The organism is Wolbachia endosymbiont (group B) of Pilophorus perplexus, from assembly GCF_964028155.1.
Lineage (GTDB): Bacteria > Pseudomonadota > Alphaproteobacteria > Rickettsiales > Anaplasmataceae > Wolbachia.
Genome location: NZ_OZ034754.1, coordinates 1,081,991 through 1,097,134, shown reverse-complemented (window position 1 = coordinate 1,097,134; position 15,144 = coordinate 1,081,991). Strand labels below are relative to the sequence as shown.

Annotated in this window: 15 protein-coding genes and 1 tRNA gene; 5 read left to right on the top strand and 11 right to left on the bottom strand. The window is 34.1% G+C overall.

The features are described 5' to 3' along the window. The first annotated feature begins 18 nt into the window (after positions 1–18). A complete protein-coding gene (nth, locus tag ABWU28_RS05475; protein ID WP_007301977.1) occupies positions 19–657 on the top strand; it encodes an endonuclease III in 639 nt (212 codons plus the stop codon). Between the two features lie 141 nt (positions 658–798). Here nth and ABWU28_RS05470 read toward each other — a convergent pair whose 3' ends face one another. The 10 genes from ABWU28_RS05470 to ABWU28_RS05425 form a co-directional block, all read right to left on the bottom strand. Further along, complete coding sequence (locus ABWU28_RS05470) at positions 799–1,029, bottom strand: hypothetical protein (protein WP_019078687.1); 231 nt, start codon at positions 1,027–1,029, stop codon at positions 799–801. Between the two features lie 75 nt (positions 1,030–1,104). Further along, positions 1,105–1,245 (bottom strand): hypothetical protein, encoded by a 141-nt coding sequence (locus ABWU28_RS05465; protein ID WP_019078688.1) that lies wholly within the window; start codon positions 1,243–1,245, stop codon positions 1,105–1,107. Between the two features lie 181 nt (positions 1,246–1,426). After that, a complete protein-coding gene (locus ABWU28_RS05460) occupies positions 1,427–1,684 on the bottom strand; it encodes a transposase (RefSeq protein ID WP_012481854.1) in 258 nt (85 codons plus the stop codon). A 476-nt stretch (positions 1,685–2,160) separates the two neighbouring features. Continuing rightward, a complete protein-coding gene (gene purH / locus ABWU28_RS05455; RefSeq protein ID WP_006013536.1) occupies positions 2,161–3,681 on the bottom strand; it encodes a bifunctional phosphoribosylaminoimidazolecarboxamide formyltransferase/IMP cyclohydrolase in 1,521 nt (506 codons plus the stop codon). A 162-nt stretch (positions 3,682–3,843) separates the two neighbouring features. After that, positions 3,844–4,743: a methionyl-tRNA formyltransferase gene (gene fmt, locus ABWU28_RS05450; protein ID WP_353275100.1), complete on the bottom strand. Its 900-nt coding sequence runs from the start codon at positions 4,741–4,743 to the stop codon at positions 3,844–3,846. A 19-nt stretch (positions 4,744–4,762) separates the two neighbouring features. Continuing rightward, positions 4,763–5,128: a 50S ribosomal protein L20 gene (rplT, locus tag ABWU28_RS05445; protein WP_007302081.1), complete on the bottom strand. Its 366-nt coding sequence runs from the start codon at positions 5,126–5,128 to the stop codon at positions 4,763–4,765. Positions 5,129–5,149: 21 nt separating this feature from the next. Beyond that, positions 5,150–5,356: a 50S ribosomal protein L35 gene (gene rpmI, locus ABWU28_RS05440; RefSeq protein WP_006013548.1), complete on the bottom strand. Its 207-nt coding sequence runs from the start codon at positions 5,354–5,356 to the stop codon at positions 5,150–5,152. Between the two features lie 98 nt (positions 5,357–5,454). Next, positions 5,455–5,898, bottom strand: coding sequence for a PAS domain-containing protein (locus tag ABWU28_RS05435; RefSeq protein ID WP_254229583.1), 444 nt, complete (start codon positions 5,896–5,898; stop codon positions 5,455–5,457). A 211-nt stretch (positions 5,899–6,109) separates the two neighbouring features. Further along, on the bottom strand, positions 6,110–6,697 hold the full coding sequence (locus ABWU28_RS05430) for a hypothetical protein (RefSeq protein ID WP_257846215.1): 588 nt from the start codon (positions 6,695–6,697) through the stop codon (positions 6,110–6,112). A gap of 451 nt (positions 6,698–7,148) precedes the next feature. Beyond that, positions 7,149–8,105: a hypothetical protein gene (locus ABWU28_RS05425; RefSeq protein WP_007302084.1), complete on the bottom strand. Its 957-nt coding sequence runs from the start codon at positions 8,103–8,105 to the stop codon at positions 7,149–7,151. A 218-nt stretch (positions 8,106–8,323) separates the two neighbouring features. Here ABWU28_RS05425 and alaS point away from each other — a divergent pair, with 218 nt between their 5' ends. Continuing rightward, the gene (gene alaS, locus ABWU28_RS05420) at positions 8,324–10,963 is read left to right on the top strand and encodes an alanine--tRNA ligase (protein ID WP_264376923.1); all 2,640 of its coding nucleotides are present in this window, start codon (positions 8,324–8,326) and stop codon (positions 10,961–10,963) included. A gap of 203 nt (positions 10,964–11,166) precedes the next feature. After that, positions 11,167–11,238 (top strand) — tRNA-Asn (locus ABWU28_RS05415). Positions 11,239–11,325: 87 nt separating this feature from the next. Here ABWU28_RS05415 and ABWU28_RS05410 read toward each other — a convergent pair. Continuing rightward, positions 11,326–12,063 (bottom strand): hypothetical protein, encoded by a 738-nt coding sequence (locus ABWU28_RS05410; RefSeq protein WP_213864013.1) that lies wholly within the window; start codon positions 12,061–12,063, stop codon positions 11,326–11,328. A gap of 195 nt (positions 12,064–12,258) precedes the next feature. On the opposite strand from ABWU28_RS05410, the gene gpmI reads away from it, so the two are divergent. After that, entirely contained in the window at positions 12,259–13,755 is a 1,497-nt protein-coding gene (gene gpmI, locus ABWU28_RS05405) for a 2,3-bisphosphoglycerate-independent phosphoglycerate mutase (RefSeq protein ID WP_353275096.1), read from the top strand. 229 nt (positions 13,756–13,984) lie between these two features. After that, positions 13,985–14,941, top strand: coding sequence for an IS5 family transposase (locus ABWU28_RS05400; RefSeq protein WP_213863789.1), 957 nt, complete (start codon positions 13,985–13,987; stop codon positions 14,939–14,941). Positions 14,942–15,144 lie beyond the last annotated feature (203 nt).

Below are 15,144 nucleotides of genomic sequence, written 5' to 3'. Positions count from 1 at the left end.
AAGCTTTTAGCTCTATGCATGGACTCAAAAAAAGTAGAATTAATATTTGAAAAATTTCAACAGTCAAATCCTGCGCCAAAAATAGAGCTAAATTATACCAATCATTTTACGTTATTAGTTGCAATAGTTCTGTCAGCGCGGACGACCGATATAAGTGTTAATAAAATTACAAAGGAGCTATTTAGTATCGCTGATACGCCAGAAAAGATGTTGAATCTTGGGCAAAGTGAGCTGAGAAAATGCATAAGCAGTATTGGTTTATATAATTCCAAAGCAAAAAATATAATCGGGCTCAGCAAAATATTGATTGAGAGGTACAATAGCAAAGTGCCTACTAATTTCGATGATTTGGTATCTTTACCAGGGGTTGGGAGAAAGAGCGCTAATGTGTTCTTAAATTCAGGGCTTGGTATTCCAACATTGGCAGTTGATACTCACGTTTTTAGAGTGAGCAATAGAGTTGGGCTTGTGAAAGAAAAAGATGTACTTAAAACAGAGCAGTCTCTTTTGAATGTAGTGCCAAAAAAATACCTACTTTATGCTCATCATTGGCTAGTTTTACACGGTAGATACATTTGCAAGGCACAAAAACCTTTGTGTGAAGCGTGCACAATTCATGATTTATGTGAGTTTGAATGCAAGAGGTATAAAGTCTAGCACAACACTTCGATATTTCTTACTTTTATCATCCAAGTAGCTGATCTCTATGATGGTGTCAACCGAGTAGCTTACACTGGGATGGCTTTGTTGCATCGCTTATCGGATAGTGGGTAAAGCATAAAAAATTCATGAAACTACCTAAAACTTAGCCATGCCAATATCAGTAAATTTATTGAGTAAGTAACATTTTATTAGCAACTCTTTTTCTCGATTTACTTCAGATCTATTTCTAAAACTAAACCCAAATATTTGCTTTAATCTTGAAAAAAATCCTTCAATATATGACCTTTTTCCATAAACTGCTTCCTTCTTCCACTCTTTCACACCGTCTTTACCACATAATCTAATGGCAGCATTCCTTTCAGCCATATAATCCAATTTTGTATGCTCCGCTGCACGATTTTTCGGTAAAATTTTGTCTTTATATCATATTTTTTGCACAATTTATAAAGCTTGATAGGCTCTGTCTGCATATAATGCTTTTATAGCATGCTGAAAGCTGAGCAAGTCGCAAGCACCATAATGGTCGGAGTAGGCACCATTGCTATATTGTGCAGCTATAGCTTTTTTACTATTTATACTCAATATTACGTGTAGCTTTCTTACCTGTTTATAACTGCGATACTTCGCTATTTTCCTTACTGTGACCAGGTGTATTATCTGATACTTGTACTGTCTATGGCAATTTCAATATCTTCCATATTGTTTTTATCAACTCTGCAATCATTGATCTTAATATTGAAACCTTCTTGAAGCCTGCGAATAGCTAATGACTGCTAACTACTTGCTGCAAATATCCTTTTATAAACCCTACCGTTTGTCTTAAGCCAATTCTAAAGAGACTAGCGACTATATGCACTAAAATCACAACTTTATTACTATAAATATAATTTCCACCTCGCATTTTGGGGCTATTTTCGTACCAATTTTCTATTGCCTCATTAATAAAATGAAAAATATTTCCTCTTTCTTGCAGAAATCTGTTATATCCATGGCAGTTACTGACTCTCATTTTTTGTGACATATTTTTCTTTCGTAGGTTAAATGCCTGTTTTATAGTGAATTTCGTCAGTAACTTCCAGTTCTTTTTATCTGAGCTATGCAACAAAGCCCACTGGAATCCAGTCTTTCTTACCAACAAAAACTTAGAATAACTTTTGTTCTTAAAAAATTTCTAGATTCCAGACTCATGTTTCAATGTTAAACAAGGTACAATAGAATTGAGTAGGGTAATTTCTAGGGAATTATTATATTCTAGAAAAAGTAAAATGTCATCCAGATAGGCTAATGTACAAGGTAAGCTGAATGTCTATAAGGAAAAACAGCAAGGCATTTTAGGATTTGCTATAAATCGCATCAGGAGCTCAAGAGTACAGCTTACAATTACAGATAGGTATAGTTGAGTTTAAAGTAACTACATAAATTTACTACAATTTTCATACCTATAAGCTGCTATGCAACAAAGCCCTGTGTGGGTATAATTTTGACAGGATACAAAGCTTAATGGAGAAAGTTACGAACATCAGTGAAAAACATGGCAATTTTATTCTCATTTGCAGCTGCTATCACGTCTTGATCTTTCAATGAGCCACCTGGCTGAATTATAGCTGTAATTCCATGCTTTGCACTTTCTACTATACTATCTGGAAATGGAAAAAATGCATCTGAAGCAAGCGCTGCGCCTTTACATTTTTCACCTGCTTTTTTTACTGCAATATTCACACTATCTATTCTGCTTGTTTGTCCTGCACCGATGCCAATAGCACAACCGTCTTTTGCTATTACTATTGCATTGGATTTTACATGTTTACATATTTTCCAAGCAAAAATAAGATCTTCCTTCTCTTTTTTTGTTGTAGTGCATTCTGTCACTCGGTTTATTTCTTCTACTTTTACTGTATGGTTATTATTTTCTTGCACTAAGAACCCGCCAACAACATTTTTGATTTGATATTTTGCATTTTGCTGAAGAGATTGATGAATAATCACTCTTAAATTTTTCTTTTTTTGTAAAATTTTTAGTGCCTCATTGTTTACCGATGGTGCTATCACCACTTCCAAAAATATCTCGTTTAATTTCTCTGCTAGCTTTAAATCTATCTCCCGATTGAAAGCAACTATTCCACCAAAACTGCTTATTTCATCACATGATAGAGCTTTTTCATATGCTTTTAAAGCACTATCACTAACAGCAGCGCCACATGGATTATTGTGCTTTATTATCACTGCTGCAGGTTCTTGAAACTCAGAAATTATGTTAAGTGCAGACTCTATGTCGACTATATTATTATAGCTCAACTCTTTTCCATGTATTTTCTCCAGTGGATACTTGCTAAATTGATTGCTATAAAATGCAGCTTTTTGATGAGGATTTTCACCATATCTGAGTCCTTGTGCTTTACATCCATATAAAGTAAAAAACTCTGGTAACTCATTGCTTTTACCCTGTGATAAAAACCAATTGTAAATATTAGAATCATACTGTGCAGTCAGAGCAAATGCTTTAGTTGCTAGATGTTTTCTATATTCTAATGTTGTCTGATTGTTATTTTTGATCATCTCAGCTTTCAGTGTTTCGTAATCTTGAATGCTAGAAATCACTGAAGTGAAATGAAAGTTTTTTGCTGTAGCTCTAATTAATGCTACTCCACCTATATCTATTTGTTCTATGATTTGCTTCTCACTTGAGTTGCTATTAACCGTTTTCCAAAATGGATATAAGTTAGTTATAAGCAGATCTATCGGCTTAATTTCTAGATTCTGCATTTCCTTTTCGTGCCTTTTTCGATCACAGAGTATTCCTCCATGAATTTTAGGATGTAAAGTTTTCACTCTGCCATCTAGTATTTCTGGAAATTGTGTGTAATCTGAAACTTCTTGCGTTTTTATTCCCGCACCTGATAGCACTTTATAAGTATTCCCTGTTGAGAGAATTTCTATTTGTTGCTGCATCAAAAACGATGCAAGTTCAATTATATTTGTCTTATCGTATACTGATATTAAAGCTCTTTTAATTTTCATATGGAAGGTTTCTTAAGATTATATCTAAGAAAAGAAAATTTGTCTATATATAGCTACTACGTCATACCACTGCGGTATCTCGTTGTAGATTCCGCTAACAAGCAGCGGAATACCAAATTGTAGAAGTTGCTTTAGCTCTCCTCACTCTCCTTTCAAAGTAGTCTATTCTATAAATTTTTTTGTTAAACTTGATTTTAAGCCACGAACAAAATCTTTAATATCGCAAGGATTTCTTCCTTCCATTTGTACAACTTTAGGAATTAAAGTACCACCTTTTAAACTTATATGCATATTATCATTAATGATCTCACCTTGTCCTGAAGTGAAGGCTTCAAATTTAGCATCAAGTATCTTGATACGTTTATTCTCTACCTTAATGAATGCTTTTGGATAAAATGCTTTAACCTTTCTATAAGCAATTTCACAGGCGTCACTTGCGTAAATTTTATAGTCTTTTACTTTGTCAGCATAGCACGCATCGTTATCGCTCTGTTTTAAGGGAACTTGCTTTTCAATTTCGTTTAGTACTTTCAGCAGTAAATCACTACCTAATTCAGACAATTTATCATACAACGTCTTATAATTATCGCTTTTTTCAATAAGAAATTTTTTCTGTTTTAAAATAGGGCCAGAATCTAATCCTTCATCTAGCTGCATAATGCTAACTCCGGTTTCTTGATCTCCGGCTAAAATTGTGTGCTGTATCGGAGCTGCACCGCGCCACCTAGGCAGCAATGATGGATGAATATTAATACAACCATATTTGGGAATATTTAAAATTTCTTTTGGAAGTATCAATCCATACGCAGCAACAACTGCAACGTCTGGCTTAAAATTTCCAAACTTTTCTTGCTCTATCGAAGATTTTAAAGAGGCAGGAGTACATACCTCTATGTCACTTTTTTCAGCAACGATGTGTACTGGCGATTTTGTTAACCTCTGCCTACGTCCAGAAGGCTTTGGAGCTTTGGTATATACTGCTACTACTTCACTCTGTAATTTCAATAGTAAGTTTAACGCACCAACAGCAAACCCCGGTGACCCCATGAAAATAATTCTCATGTTTTCAGGTGTGTTTGCTTTAGGAATTTTCTGCTAACTTACTACTTACAGTTTCTATTAATTTAGCAAAATCATCCTTATGATTAACAGCCATCTCAGCAAGAATTTTTCTATTCAAATCAACTCCAACAAGTTTAAGACCATGCATAAACCTACCATAAGTAAGTCCATGTTCTCTTGCCGCTGCATTAATACGTATTATCCACAAACCACGAAAATCACGCTTGCGATTTCTTCTGTCTCTATAAGCATACTGTAGTGCTTTTTCAACCCTTTGTAATGCAATTCTATAACAATTCTTTGCCCGTCCTCTATAACCCTTTGCTAATTTTAATACCTTTTTATGACGAGCATGAGTAGCGGTTCCACGCTTTATCCGAGCCATTTTTATCTTACCTCCATTTTATTAAATACCATAAGGCATATAAAGTTTAACTATACGCGAGTCAGATTTATTGAGAATCGTTGTACCGCGTTGATTACGAATATTAGATTTACTTCTTTTTACCATGCCATGTCTCTTACCTGACTGAGTAGAGATGACTTTACCCTTAGCTGTAAGGTGAAAGCGCTTTTTGACAGAAGATTTTGTTTTTAATTTTATTTTCGTCATATTCTAAACAAATTTACAAACACCACTATTTAGTTCTTTATTAGTAATTAAGTATGAGTATAGATAATTTTATTAAAGAATCAAATTAAAATTGTATTTTAAAGCAGCTTGAATGTAATCACACCCAGTATATGTGTTATACCTTCTTTATCTCCAATTGGCAACAATACTTGCCTCATTTTAACACTTTCACTTTCTTCCTCTTCGTTAATTGAGCATTTACTCTCTATTACAGTCTCAAGTTTATCAATAACTGCATCTATTTTATATAGCCGCAAAAATGGTGCATCAATTGCATATTTATTATCGATGTACATCTTTTTTTCAAAACCATAAAATTCAATAGCTTTTTCTCCTGCATTTTCACAAATATAACCTCGATCTTTAACTTCAATGATAAAACAATGCTGCCATGACTCCATGATTTCTGCAGTGTCTATTTCATGTCTTTCTGGCCATTCTCTATCTGATCCTTTTATATCACTCCAATGTTGAGTAACTATATTCACTATTCTTCTTTCTTTGCCTGCATAATTTTCCATTCGAAATTCCACATATAAAACACAGATATGAGGTAAATTTATCGTGAATGTATTGATTTTTTCTTACTAAAGGATGTAGATTATTGAAAATTCTCATCCTGTTTACACAACAGGTAATGATAAATTAAGTATAATAATTAGAGCATAAAAATTATTAAATGAGGAAACTGTAAAAAAATAATAAAAAAATTCTATTTTTGCAATATTTTGGCTAACGAATAGAATTAGTTCCACTTTCTAAAGTTATTGCACTTAATAAATAACTAGATGGAGTTTCTTCCTTAGCACTACTATGGCTTTTATTTTTTCTATTATAAAACCAACATTTAAATGGTACAGCTGCTACCAAAGCTACTGTTACTGCTAACATACCTACTGTGAACACTATATTATTTTTCTCGTTTGAAGGTGTTTCCAATAATTTAAACTCTCTCAAGTTTGTATCATGAATCATAGGATTACCCAAAATATTCGTCGTATTTTGAACACTTTCTATATTTCGCATTGTAATTCCATTGCTAGCGTTTGATTTTTTCATTTCTTCCATTACTTGTTTTAAGTTTGGTAGTTCTGCTGTTGTATTTTCAATATCACCAGCTTCCAGCTTTTGCAAGTTCTCATTACTCAAAAACTCTTTGAGATACTTTTCATAAAACTCTTTGGCATTATATCTTTTATAACTTCGTATTTTTCCACTCTTGAGATCAGAAACAATATCATCAATCATCACTTTTGGATTTTCTGCATGCACTATTTCTCCTTCAGCAACAAGAATACGATAAGATGTATCGTCAAGCATACATACATACTTAAGTTTTAAATCACCTCCTCCCAATAGAAAATATATTGTTCTGTTTTGTTCTACATCTCGCAATTCTGATTCAATACTAATCCATCTATTCCTTTTTTTCCTTATTGATTGATCTTTTTTTTCCTACAGTATTTTTAAATCTTCTTGACATATATGACCCCCAAGCTGACCAATATTTCCTTATGTATAAAAGATAAATTATTTAAGTCCACATCTTTTCACTAAGATTTTTATATTTTTATTATACTAAATAATACATATATTAATATCTGAATTTCTCATTGCAATTTATTATACCTTAGTAAAAACGATATAAAATTAGAGAAAGAGTTATAAAATTTTTGTAAGACAGGAAAATTTCTTCTCCTTTGGTTCCAGAGCATATAAGTGCTGTAAGAGCTAAGTTGATGGCACTGTTGTGCCATCAAACTCTGGAATCTTACTCGACACTAATCTGAGAAGATAGATGTGCTACCGATGTAGCATTGCTGAGCAAAGATTCTATTTCTGATGTAGATCCGGAATGCTCAAGTTGAGCTTGTTCAGGAAGGTTTTTCATCGCTTTTTCAACATCGTAGCTACCTTCCCTATTTTTTCTATGCCATACAAAGTATCCTAATCCTGCAAAAGCTACTGCTAGCACTCCACCAAATATACCACCAGCAATCCCTGCTATTCCTATATACTGTCCTCCATTTATTTCGGGTAATTTAGGCCCTTCCACATCTGTGCTATTAAATATAGAATGATCTAACACTTCTTGTGAATTACTATCAAAACGGGAAACACTACTTATATCTTCAGGAGTAATTCCATAACTAGCATTTGATTCTTCTATTTCATTTATTACGTCATTAATCTCTTTAGTAGTTACTTTGCTTGATGCAAAATCGAATTCTTGTTTTGTTAAAGAAGCTGATTCGATAGTTACATCTTCCTGCATCTGATAATCAATTTCTTCAGTAGTAGATTCTCTCAATTGGCTATTTTCATCAGTTCTTTCTTTTAGCTTTTTTGAACTATCCTTACCCAATTCATCTACAAGGTTTTTTAGATATATTTTCTTAAATTCTCTATAATTATATTCTTTACTTTTTTCTATTTCTCCACTCTTAAGACCTAAAATAATTCCATCTATTGTCGATTCACGAATTGCTTGAGGAATGTCTATTGAATTTACTATTCCTGTAACCAAGCCTATCTCAGCTGCTCTAGAAGATATAGAGAGGTCTTTTACTGTTAAATTCTCTCCTTTAATTAAAAATTCTACTCTTCTGTTTTGTTTTATACTTTCCAAGTCAGATACAATTCTAATTGTTGGACCATCCATCTCCTGCTTATTTGTTGTTTCTCTCTTTCGCATGCTATTCTTAGTGTTTTGGAATTTTTTTGGCATTTCACACTCCTTAAATTAATTAACAAAAATATTATTTGAATTAACAAATACTTCTCTATGTTAGTGGATAAAATATTTAAACCTATATCTTTTTATTAAAATTTTTATGTAAAAGTTACTTTTATTATACTAAGTAATGTATATATTAATATTTAGATTGATAAATTGATTTTACTTCTGTTACAACTTATTATGCATAGATAACCTCAGTAAAAACGATGAAGCTAAACGAAATTAGAGAAAGATTTATAAAATTTTTTGTAAATAATAATCACGAGCAAGTTCCTTCTTCTCCTTTGATTCCAGAGCATGATCCAACACTCATGTTTACAAATGCTGGTATGGTACAGTTCAAAAACATCTTTACCGGCACGCAAAAAACTGAAATGAAACGTGCCGTCTCAAGTCAAAAGTGTCTCAGAGCAGGTGGTAAACACAATGATCTTGAAAATGTTGGCTATACATCTCGGCATCACACATTTTTTGAAATGCTCGGAAATTTTAGCTTTGGTGATTACTTTAAAGAAACTGCGATAGAATTTGCGTGGAAATTTATTACTGAAGAATTGTCTCTTGATAAAAACAGACTATCCATAACTGTTTACCACACTGATGATGAAGCATATGAAATTTGGCGTAAGATAAGTGGCTTTTCAGATGATAAAATCATAAGAATTACAACAGATGATAACTTTTGGAGCATGGGCAATACTGGTCCATGTGGCCCATGTTCTGAAATCTTTTACGATCATGGAAATTCCGCTTTACATGAAGACGACAGAATTGTTGAAATTTGGAACCTGGTGTTCATGGAATTTAATAAAGATGAAGAAGGTAATTTACAAAAATTACCAAAAAAATGCATCGATACCGGAATGGGCCTTGAAAGAATAGCAGCTGTTATGCAGAACGTTCATGATAACTATGATATTGACCTATTTTCTGCTCTGGTAAGTAAATCGCAAGAGTACTGTGGAAATACGGAAAATAAAGTAGCTCATAAGATTATCGCAGATCACCTTCGTGCAGCTGCATTTCTCATCGCAGAAGGAGTGCTTCCTGGAAATGAAGGAAGAAATTATGTACTACGCAGATTGATCAGGAGAGCAGCACGTTATATCCACCTACTTGGATATAATGATTCTCTATTGAACCTTGTTTTTCCTGCACTCATAGATGGCACAAGTTTGGCTTATATGGGAGATGCTTATCCAGAGCTAATCAGAGTTAAAAGCTTAATAGAAACAACGTTAAAATCAGAGGAAGAAAACTTTAAAGACACTTTAATGAAAGGCATTAATCTCTTGGACAAATTCACTGCAGATTTAAAATCAGGTGACACTCTATCTGGAGAATCAGCATTCAAACTATATGACACTTATGGATTTCCTTTGGATATCACACTTGATATTTTGAAAGAAAGGAAAATAAATTTTGACCAAAAAGGTTTTGATAATGCAATGAAAGAGCAAAAAGAAAGAGCACGTGCTAATTGGACTGGATCTGGTGAAAAATCTGTTGAACAAGTATGGTTTAATTTAATCGATCAGTTTGGCAAAACGGAATTTGTTGGTTATGAACGTGATGAAGTAAAGGATGCAACAGTACTCGCAATAATTTCCTCTAAAAATGAAGTAATTGATTCTGCAAAAGAAGGAGAAAAGATAACTATTATACTTGATAAAACACCTTTTTATGGAGAGTCAGGTGGACAAGTGGGAGATATTGGAAAGTTCCTTCTTGTCATCCCAGTACTTGATACTGGGATCCAGATTCCAGCGTCACGCGCTGGAATGACACCAGATTTAGGCGTAATCATAGTGGAAAATACCAACAAGATTAATGACCTATATTTACACAGATGTATAGTGGAGTCTGGTTCAGTTCGTAAAGGTGATACAGTTACAGCTAGTATTAACAAAAAAAGAAGACAAGACTTAAGAAGAAATCATTCAGCTACACATCTTCTACACTTTGCACTCAGAAAAATCTTAGGTGATCACGTTACTCAAAAAGGTTCTCTAGTCGCACCAAATAGACTAAGATTTGACTTTAGTCACAATAAGCCAGTCACTCAGGATCAGCTGTCTTCAGTAGAAGATATAGTAAACTCTCTAATCAGAGAAAATCTTTCTACGTCCACAAAAGTTCAAGGTATGGATGAGGCAATAGACGAAGGAGCGATGGCCTTATTTGGTGAAAAATATGGTGATAATGTTAGGGTTGTAAAAATTGGAGATTCAAAAGAATTATGTGGTGGTACACACGTGGAGCGTACCGGAGAAATTGGTTTGTTTAAGATAGCAGCAGAATGTTCCGTTGCATCTCGAGTAAGAAGAATTGAAGCTTTAACCGGTCAAGAAGCAATTAATTATGTACGCAATAACGAAATTAGCTTAAAAAAAGTTGCAGAATGCGTAAAAGCACCAGTAAATGAAATAATAAGTCGACTCAGTATTTTAAGCCAAGAGCGCAAAGAATTTGAAACCAAAATAAAAAATCTTTATAAAAAGATTATCAGTGTAGAAAATATAAAAAGTACTGAAATAAATGGAATAAATTTCGTAATCCACACTTTTACTGACGTTCCAGGAAGTATCATAAGGGAATTTGCTCTACAGCAACAAAAACCGAAAACTGTAATAGCCTTCATGGTAACAGAAAAGGATAAAACAGTTTTGATTGTCAAAGTAAGTAAAGATTTAACTAATAAGATCAATGCAAAAGAGCTAGTATCTACTTTAACCAGAAGGGATTGCGGTGGAAATGCCGAACTTGCCCAAACAGGCTGTGATAACAATAAAATAGATGATGCCATTACAGCAATCCATAGCAAAATAACAGCTTGCAAAAACTAATACACCTTACTACCTCGATATCTTTTAACCGTAAACGAAGGTATTATGCAAATAGGGGTAGAGAAGACTTAACTGTCAAATGAGCATATCAGGTAATAAGAACTAGATTACAGCTCCATGCACTGGAATGATATCTAGGTCTAAAGTCTACATAAAAATCGTTTACAATCGGCGTTCAATGTGATAAGTTGAAAGCAGTTTATTCCTCGGTAGCTCAGTGGTAGAGCAGTTGGCTGTTAACCAATTGGTCGCTGGTTCGAATCCGGCCCGGGGAGCACTATTTTATACAATCTGTACATTTCACTTTTAGCCCAAAATTCACTACCTTTTTTTTGTCTCTTAAACAGACAAAACGTGTGAAGTTATATAGTTTTAAAGCCTTTACTGTCAAAATGCAAAGATGTCTGCGCTTCACTTAGCTTGCTATCTGGCTCCTCTCCTATTTTTCTTTTATTACATTTCCTTTTTAATTGAGGAAGGACATTTTTTGGCAATGTTTCATCAATACTGCAATAATTGTAAATGAGCGAAGTAAGACGCACCAAATTTCCACTCGCCAAAGTCTGTACATCTCTGTAATTAATGCTGTTATCATATACTTTAAGTGTAATAAGATTTTTAAGGTTTCCACTTGCTGCTAAAGCCTCTGCACCTTCATTACTGATTTCATTCCATCCTAAACTCAGTAAAATAAGCTTTTGAAGGTTTCCACTTGCTAAAGCTTTTGCCCCCCTATCGCCAATTTTATTATCATATAATTTAAGCTCAGTAAGACTTGTAAGATTTCCACTGGCTAAAGCTTCTACACCTTCATCACCAATTTCGTTTCCTCCTAAATCAAGCGAAGTAAGATTTATAAGATTCCCGCTTGCTAAAATCTTTGCACCTTCTGTACCAACATAACTGCAACTTAGATCAAGTGAAGTAAGATGAGAAAGCTGAGCTAATTCTTTTATAACCTCATAATTAATTTTTGAACATCGTAAAATAAGTCTTGTAATGTTTGTATTGCTTTTTAAAAAGTTTACTAATCTATCAACATTAATTATAGCACCTGATGTTGCTAAAGTATTATCCTTTACATATTGGCTATAACTCATTTGACCTCACTATTAAAGCTATGCAAGTGTTTTAGTAAACACTTCAGCAACTGTCAATCACTTTAATAAAATATTTTATGAAAAACTTCATATACCATTGCCTCCAAGCAGCTTTTTCTATCTCTTATTTTAACACAAAAGTTGTGAGAAGAGTTTGTTTTTGGTACCATTGAGGGTTTCGATGTTAACTTTTATATGAACTTTAAATCAGTCGTTTTATGTATACTAGATGGCTGGGGTAATGGAATAGAAAATAGTAAATACAATGCTATTAGCAATTCAAATCCACCTTGTTGGCAACATATTAGCTCTAATTATCCAAAGTGCAGTTTATCTGCCTGTGGAACTGATGTTGGATTACCAGAAGGCCAAATAGGCAATTCAGAAGTTGGCCATATGAATATTGGCAGTGGTAGAGTGGTAATGCAAAGCCTTCAGCGTATTAATCAAGAAATCGAAACGATAGAAAATAATGCAAATCTACAGAATTTTATTAATGATCTAAAAAGTAAGAATGGCATATGCCATATAATGGGATTGATATCAGATGGCGGTGTTCATTCGCATCAAAAGCACATTTCATCTTTAGCAAACAAAATATCACAGCGCGGAATTAAAGTTGTAATACACGCATTTTTAGATGGCAGAGACACACTGCCAAATTCAGGGAAAAGATGCATTCAAGAATTTACAGAAAGCATAAAGGAAAATGATATAAGAATCTCCACTATCTCTGGGCGTTATTATGCTATGGACCGTGATAATAGGTGGGAAAGAACAATTGAAGCTTATGAAGCCATCGCATTTGCAAAGGCGCCTCGTTATGATGATGCAGTATCGCTTATTGATGAAAATTACCAAAATAATATAACCGATGAATTTATCAGGCCCGCAATAATAGGAGATTATCAAGGTATAAAACCAGAAGATGGATTGCTATTGGCTAACTTTCGTGCTGATCGAATGATACAATTGGCAAGTATTTTGCTAGGCAAAACAGATTACGCTAAGGTAGCAAAATTTTCTTCAATTTTAAGTATGATGCAATATAAAGCGGACTTAAAAATCCCTTATCTCTTTCCTCCTGAATCTTTTGCCAACACTTTGGGACAGATAATAGAAGACAATAAATTACGGCAACTGCGCATTGCTGAAACTGAGAAATACGCGCATGTGACTTTCTTTTTTAATTGTGGAAGAGAAGAACCTTTTTCTGGTGAAGAAAGAATACTCATTCCTTCACCAAAAGTTAAAACTTATGACCTGCAGCCTGAAATGTCAGCCTTTGAGCTCACAGAAGAGCTTGTAAAAAAAATTCATTCTCAAGAATTTGCGCTGATAGTTGTAAACTACGCTAACCCTGATATGGTGGGACACACAGGTAATATAAAAGCAGCCGAGCAAGCTGTGCTCGCTGTAGATGATTGCCTTGCAAAAGTACTCAGCGTTGTCAAAGAAGTGGGTAATACTGCACTCATTGTTACAGCAGACCATGGTAATGTGGAATGTATGTTCGATGAAGAAAATAACACACCTCACACAGCGCACACTCTAAATAAAGTTCCATTTATTATATCTTGTGAAAATTTAAAACTGAGAGATGGAAAATTATCTGATATTGCTCCTACTATTTTACAGCTACTTGGACTCAAAAAGCCAAATGAAATGACAGGTAGTTCGTTGATTGTATAATTTTTCGTATTACTCTCTATTCACAACTGTTGTAGTTTGAGACACCGGAAGGGTGCTATTCAAACAGCCCCTTGTCGTTTAGGTAGCCCATTCGGTGTCATCTCAGTGCTTGACACTGGCTTCTTGATTCCTGGATTCCAGCGGGCTTTGTTGCACCACTCAAGGAAAGAACAGGCAGTTACTGATGGAATTTGTTATAAAATAGATATTTAGCCGACAAAGGAAAAATATGCCAATAAGAATGAAAGTCAGTAACTGCAATGAATATAACAAATTTCTTCAAGAAAGGGGAAATGTTTTTCATTATATCAACGATGCCATTGAAAATTGGTACGAAAATAGTCCAAAAGTAGCAGGTGGCAACAATGTCTACAGCGACAAAGTAGTGATTCTAATTCACATAATAACCTATCTATTCAGGATTGGTCTTAGGCAAACAGTGGGATTTATAGAGAAATATCTTGAGCAAATAGGGAAAATTTTGCAAATTATCAGCTATTCGCAGGCTTCAAGAAGGTTTAAAAAGCTTAATATCAAAATCAACGACTGCAGAGTTGATAAGAACGATATGGAAGATATTGAAATTGCTATAGATAGTACAGGTATCAGCATCTACAATAATATTCCAGGCCATAGTAAGGCAAATGGTACAGATAGAAAGTATCGCCGCTATGAGCAAACAAGAAAGCTACATGTAATGCTAGAGATAGGTAGTAAAAAAGTTATAGCTGCAAAATACAGTAGTGGAGTTTATTCCGACCACTATGGAGCCTGTGATCTTATTGAAAGAGTGGATACCAAGTATAACATAAGCACGATATATGCAGATAGGGCATATAATCGAAAGAAGTTATATAAACTGTGCGATGAGCTTGACATAAAGACAAGGATTCCTCCGCAAAATAATGCAGTAGAGCATCCAAAGTTGGATTATATGAATGAGAGAAATTCTACAATCAAGCTCATAAAGTCATATGATGAAGATGGTATGAAGAGGTGGAAAAAAGAGATAAATTATTGGAAGAGATCTTATATAGAAAGTTTTTTCTCGCGACTGAAGCAAATATTTGGATTTAGTTTTAGGAATAAATCTGAGATTAATCGTGAGAAGGAACTGCTACTCAAGTGTTATTTGCTTAACAAATTTACTGAAATAGGCATGGCTAAGTTTGATATAGCTTCATGAATTTATTATACATTACCCACTATCCGAAGAGCTGTGCAACAAAGCCCACTGGAATCCAGAAATTTTTTGAGAACAAAAGTTATGCTAAGTTTTTGTTGGTAAGAAAGGCTGGTGTCTGGGCACTGGGATGACAGTAGTGTGAGATGGGGCTACTTGGATCTAATTTGCTATTCACAACCAATTATTAACTTGTTTAAAACAAA

What these genes read in the sequence shown, in the direction of transcription:
- nth (WP_007301977.1), top strand. Translation starts at nt 19, where the DNA reads ATGGACTCAAAAAAAGTAGAATTAATATTTGAAAAATTTCAACAGTCA.
- ABWU28_RS05470 (WP_019078687.1), bottom strand. Translation starts at nt 1,029, where the DNA reads ATGGCTGAAAGGAATGCTGCCATTAGATTATGTGGTAAAGACGGTGTG.
- ABWU28_RS05460 (WP_012481854.1), bottom strand. Translation starts at nt 1,684, where the DNA reads ATGTCACAAAAAATGAGAGTCAGTAACTGCCATGGATATAACAGATTT.
- purH (WP_006013536.1), bottom strand. Translation starts at nt 3,681, where the DNA reads ATGAAAATTAAAAGAGCTTTAATATCAGTATACGATAAGACAAATATA.
- fmt (WP_353275100.1), bottom strand. Translation starts at nt 4,743, where the DNA reads ATGAGAATTATTTTCATGGGGTCACCGGGGTTTGCTGTTGGTGCGTTA.
- rplT (WP_007302081.1), bottom strand. Translation starts at nt 5,128, where the DNA reads ATGGCTCGGATAAAGCGTGGAACCGCTACTCATGCTCGTCATAAAAAG.
- rpmI (WP_006013548.1), bottom strand. Translation starts at nt 5,356, where the DNA reads ATGACGAAAATAAAATTAAAAACAAAATCTTCTGTCAAAAAGCGCTTT.
- ABWU28_RS05435 (WP_254229583.1), bottom strand. Translation starts at nt 5,898, where the DNA reads ATGGAAAATTATGCAGGCAAAGAAAGAAGAATAGTGAATATAGTTACT.
- ABWU28_RS05430 (WP_257846215.1), bottom strand. Translation starts at nt 6,697, where the DNA reads ATGCTTGACGATACATCTTATCGTATTCTTGTTGCTGAAGGAGAAATA.
- ABWU28_RS05425 (WP_007302084.1), bottom strand. Translation starts at nt 8,105, where the DNA reads ATGCCAAAAAAATTCCAAAACACTAAGAATAGCATGCGAAAGAGAGAA.
- alaS (WP_264376923.1), top strand. Translation starts at nt 8,324, where the DNA reads ATGAAGCTAAACGAAATTAGAGAAAGATTTATAAAATTTTTTGTAAAT.
- ABWU28_RS05410 (WP_213864013.1), bottom strand. Translation starts at nt 12,063, where the DNA reads ATGAGTTATAGCCAATATGTAAAGGATAATACTTTAGCAACATCAGGT.
- gpmI (WP_353275096.1), top strand. Translation starts at nt 12,259, where the DNA reads ATGAACTTTAAATCAGTCGTTTTATGTATACTAGATGGCTGGGGTAAT.
- ABWU28_RS05400 (WP_213863789.1), top strand. Translation starts at nt 13,985, where the DNA reads ATGCCAATAAGAATGAAAGTCAGTAACTGCAATGAATATAACAAATTT.